3 protein-coding genes and 1 other RNA gene are annotated in these 4560 nt (G+C 60.4%); 2 read left to right on the top strand and 2 right to left on the bottom strand.

Going from position 1 to position 4560, the window contains the following annotated elements; all coding sequences use genetic code 11:
• A partial coding sequence (locus WCA53_RS06450) for a Rho termination factor N-terminal domain-containing protein (protein ID WP_423907078.1) occupies window positions 1-465 on the bottom strand: 465 nt, incomplete at its 3' end.
• 287 nt (window positions 466-752) lie between these two features.
• Entirely contained in the window at window positions 753-1079 is a 327-nt protein-coding gene (gene trxA, locus WCA53_RS06445; RefSeq protein WP_031356443.1) for a thioredoxin TrxA, read from the bottom strand.
• A 344-nt stretch (window positions 1080-1423) separates the two neighbouring features.
• Here trxA and ffs point away from each other — a divergent pair.
• Window positions 1424-1522, top strand: an RNA gene (gene ffs / locus WCA53_RS06440) — signal recognition particle sRNA small type.
• A 290-nt stretch (window positions 1523-1812) separates the two neighbouring features.
• Window positions 1813-4560 (top strand): DNA polymerase III subunit gamma/tau (locus WCA53_RS06435; RefSeq protein ID WP_423907074.1); only part of this gene is annotated, 2748 nt, incomplete at its 3' end.

Genomic DNA, 4560 nt, shown 5'->3' with positions numbered 1-4560 from the left:
CTCTTCACCGCGCATTTCGCGCTCTAGCGGCATCGGCTTGTTCGGATGCAGCGGCGTCAGGTTTTCGAACATGATCTTGTGCTTCGAGGCTTCCGGCGCCTGGCCGTTGACCTTGTCGACCTTGACCAGGGCGAAATAGCGTTCACCGTCTTTCGGGGTGCGCACTTCACCTTCGATGGTGTCGCCGGTATGCAGGTTGAAGCGGCGAATTTGCGACGGGCTGATATAGATATCGTCCGTGCTTGCGAGGTAGGAGGTCTCCGGTGAACGGAGAAAGCCGAAACCATCAGGTAGCACTTCTAAGGTGCCATCGCCGAAAATCGTGTCGCCGGTCTTCGCGCGTTTTTTTAGTATCGCAAACATCAATTCCTGCTTGCGCAGTCGATTGGCGTTTTCGATCTCCAGGCCGTTGGCCATTTCGATCAATGCGGAGACGTGCTGAGACTTGAGCTCGGATAAATGCATACGGATTTCCCGCCAGGGAGGAGAGGTGCAACAGAGAATTTGGGAGGAGAAGTGAGCGGAACGCTCAAGAACCTAAACGTCTAGCCGTCTTTAAAAAAACGTCTTGCAGTCTTAGGATTCTAGCATAGCACATGCTGGGACACGCTCGCCTAGCATGGCGATTGTAGTAATTTGCGTATGTTGTCGGGGTGCAACGGTTTTTTGGGGGCGTGGGCGGGAGGACCGCCCAACCGCTAACCTGATCGACAAACTAACGGGGGCGTCATTGCAACGGCCCCGAAGTCCAATCACAGATTGCTATCAAGGAAAGCCGTCAACTGCGACTTCGACAACGCACCGACCTTCTGCGCCGCCACTGCACCGTTCTTGAACAGGATCAGCGTGGGGATGCCGCGCACTCCGAACTTCACAGGTGTTGACTGATGCTCGTCGACATTGATCTTCGCGATCTGGAGGCGATCGCCGTAGTCTTTCGCCACTTCATCAAGAATAGGCGCGATCATCTTGCAAGGGCCGCACCATTCTGCCCAGAAATCTAGCAGGACGGGTTTGTCTGATTTTGTGACGTCCTGGTCAAAGGATGCGTCGCTAATATGTTTGATCGATTCGCTCATTTGTGAATACCTCTATCAAGTCGAGGCCCGCGTTTGAATGCTCGCCACGATACACCAAAACAGGAAAAGGATTTGCCGCGCTGCGGGGTGTAGTGCCGCTCGCTTGGCAGGCGCGCACACCGTTGCCGGATATCCGCAAACGCCTGTCACACGGTCTATAACCGTATGCTTCAATAGGCATCTTAGCCTACTTTGCTATCCGTTGCCGAAGGTCGATAGGATGCACTTTGTGGTCCTCCCGACGGTCATTTGCGACGTTTCCCGGCCCCCGGCAAACGGCGCAAACGCGAATGTGAGCGCGCGGGTGGTTCGCGCGGCGATTCATCTCTGATATCATTCGTTGTGACGGGCCTCCTCGCATGGTGGCGCGGTCAACCTGGTCAGGTCGGGAACGAAGCAGCCACAGCCGTTTTCCACCAGTGCCGAGGGTCGGGCTCGTCACCTTCGCTTTTGTTTCGTCATGTCAGTTTGTAGTCTCCGCGGTTCCCGTTTGTCAGTCTCCCGTTTTAAGTCGCCGTTCCCAAGTCCTCGTTTCTACGTTCTCGCCTCCCTCCGTTTCAAGTCCAGCACATCCCGTCTTGCCATGTATTGCCGCCGGCATTTGCGTTGATTTTCCGATTCCACGCAAGCAATCCGATGCCTTGCCAGTCATGCTTCTCGCGCCGCGCGCGCACCCGCTTCGCATCGCTTGGGAAACGTCTTTGCCCTTTGATGTTGCTGATACAATTTCGGCATGACCTATCAAGTTCTCGCACGCAAGTGGCGCCCCAAATCCTTCGCTTCGCTAGTCGGCCAAGAGCACGTGGTCCGTGCGCTCACGCACGCGCTAGACGGCGGCCGTCTTCACCATGCTTACCTGTTCACGGGCACGCGCGGGGTCGGCAAGACCACGCTTTCGCGGATCTTCGCGAAAGCGCTCAATTGCGAAACGGGTGTGACGTCCACGCCCTGTGGCGTATGCCGGGCGTGCAAGGAAATTGACGAAGGGCGCTTCGTCGATTATGTCGAGATGGACGCCGCGAGCAATCGCGGTGTGGAGGAAATGGCAGCGCTGCTCGAACGCGCCGTTTATGCGCCGGTCGACGCGCGCTTCAAGGTCTACATGATCGATGAAGTGCACATGCTCACGAATCACGCGTTCAACGCGATGCTCAAGACGCTTGAGGAGCCGCCCGCGCACGTGAAGTTCATCCTGGCAACCACCGATCCACAAAAGATTCCGGTCACCGTGTTGTCGCGCTGCCTTCAGTTCAATTTGAAGCAGATGCCCGCCGGACATATTGTCGGGCATCTTGAACACGTGCTCGCTGAAGAACAGATTCCCTACGAGTCGCAGGCGCTGCGGCTGCTGGCGCGCGCGGCCGATGGCAGCATGCGCGACGCGCTGTCGCTCACCGACCAGGCGATCGCCTATTCCGCGAATCGCGTGACTGAGGAAGCCGTGAGCGGCATGCTCGGTGCGCTTGACCAGAGCTATCTGATTCGTCTGCTCGACGCGCTCGCGGCGGGTGACGGCGAGGGCGTGCTCGCTATCGCCGATGAAATGGCTTTGCGAAGCCTGTCGTTTTCAACCGCGTTGCAGGATCTGGCCGGCTTGCTGCATCGGGTCGCGTGGGCGCAGTTTGCGCCGGCGTCGGTGCTCGACGAATGGCCCGAAGCGACGGATATTCGCCGCTTCGCCGACTCGCTCAGTGCCGAACAGGTGCAGTTGTTCTATCAGATAGCCACGATCGGACGCGGTGAGATGGGCCTCGCGCCCGACGAGTACGCCGGTTTCACGATGACCTTGCTACGGATGCTGGCGTTCGAACCTGCGGGTGGACCGGGGGGAGGGGGTGCGCGGGTCAGCGCGCCAGCGGTGGCGGGGAGTGCGAGGAGCACTGCGCCGCGCGGCGTAGCGGCTTCTGGTGGAGCACGTGCCGCTTTGAATCCTGCTATCGATTCGCCGACTGATGCTGTGACTCGTGGCGTTGGGATGCTGACGCCGGTGCCTGCTCAGGCGCGCATCGCGGCGTCGCCGGCGACAACGAACGCTTCGCCTGCTAGACCGGTCGCGCACGACGAGACTGCGTCGAGCGATGCGTCAAAACTGAATGTTCCTGTCACGGCGAGCGGTAGCGTTGAGGAGGATCGCGCCCATCAGGCTCGCACTGATCAGGTTCGCGCCGATCAAGCGCTGGCCGGAGACGCTGCCGAAATTGATCAGTCGTCCGATTCGATCGTTGAAGCCGATATGGTCGAGGGCGCCGCAGCTGTATCGGGAGCAACGTCCGACCTCGGTGCGACGGCCACGGATATCACGCTAACGCATTCGGACGAGGGCGCTCCGCGACCCGGGACGGATAACGGTAAGGGTAACGGCAGCGGTGCCGACGACCTGACACCGGTTGCCATAGCGGATGCGCAAGATTCGCAACCGACGACCCAAGACACGGATTCGCTGCAACCTGGAGATTCGCCGCCGCCTTTCTCAGCAGCACATGTCGACGTTGTCGAGGACGCTGAACCCGCTGCAAAAGCGGCCGAGGAATTGCCGTCGCCGCTGGCCGTCGCGGCACAACAACTTATCGATGAGAGCAGCGCGAAGCAGTCGGACAGTCCATTGGCGACGCAGCCGGAAGTGCGCGCGAACGCATCGCCGCGTGCATCGGGCGGCGCGAGCGCGGCACTCGATGTGTTGCGCAGCGCCGGTATGCGGGTTTCATCGGATCGTGGCGCGCGTGCGGCGGAACCTGTGCGTAAGCGGTCGGCATCGAAGCCCGTCGCGCCGGTCGTACAGGTTCCTTCGCCGCGCCGCCCGGCTGCGCCAGCTACGAGTGACACGCCAACGGCTGCTATGCGGGCCGACGCGAGAGACGCGAGCGGTCAGGCGAAACGCGTTGGCAATGGACCCGGAAACGCCGTTGCTCCGTGGGATGACATGCCGCCGGAGGACTACGTGCCGGCGTCGTCGGAGGACGACTATTTTCTACCCCCCGACGATGGCTTCATGCCCGCTTTCGACAACGGCCCTGATGACGGGCGGTTCAACGAAGCACCTGCTTTCAAGCCCGCGCTCAAGCCCGAGGCTCGTACGCTACCTGCTGCGATTCCCCTGGATGCTATCGGCGTCAGTGGCGATTGGCCGGCGCTGGCGATCGATTTGCCGCTTAAAGGCATTGCGTATCAACTAGCGTTTAACAGTGAACTGACGGCGTGTGACGCTGATTCGATTACCTTGACCGTGTCCGTCCCGCTGTACGCAGAAAGCGCGCACGTCGCGAAGTTGAAGAGCGCGCTGGCCGAGAAGCTTGGTCGTGGGATTGGCGTTGTTGTAAGCGTGGGTCCGGCTCACCGCACCGCCGCCGCGCTCGATGCCGCCACGCGCGCGAAGCGCCAGCAGCAGGCCGAGCAGGAGATCACGCAGGATCCGTTCGTGCAATCGCTGATTCGCGATTTTGGCGCGAGTATCGTGCAAGGTTCGATCAAGCCGCTCGCCGCC

The sequence above is a fragment of the Caballeronia sp. genome, from assembly GCF_049581465.1.
GTDB lineage: Bacteria > Pseudomonadota > Gammaproteobacteria > Burkholderiales > Burkholderiaceae > Caballeronia.
Note: the sequence above shows the minus strand (reverse complement) of the source record. Positions and strands in the feature narration are given on the sequence as shown.

What these genes read in the sequence shown, in the direction of transcription:
- trxA (WP_031356443.1), bottom strand. Translation starts at nt 1,079, where the DNA reads ATGAGCGAATCGATCAAACATATTAGCGACGCATCCTTTGACCAGGAC.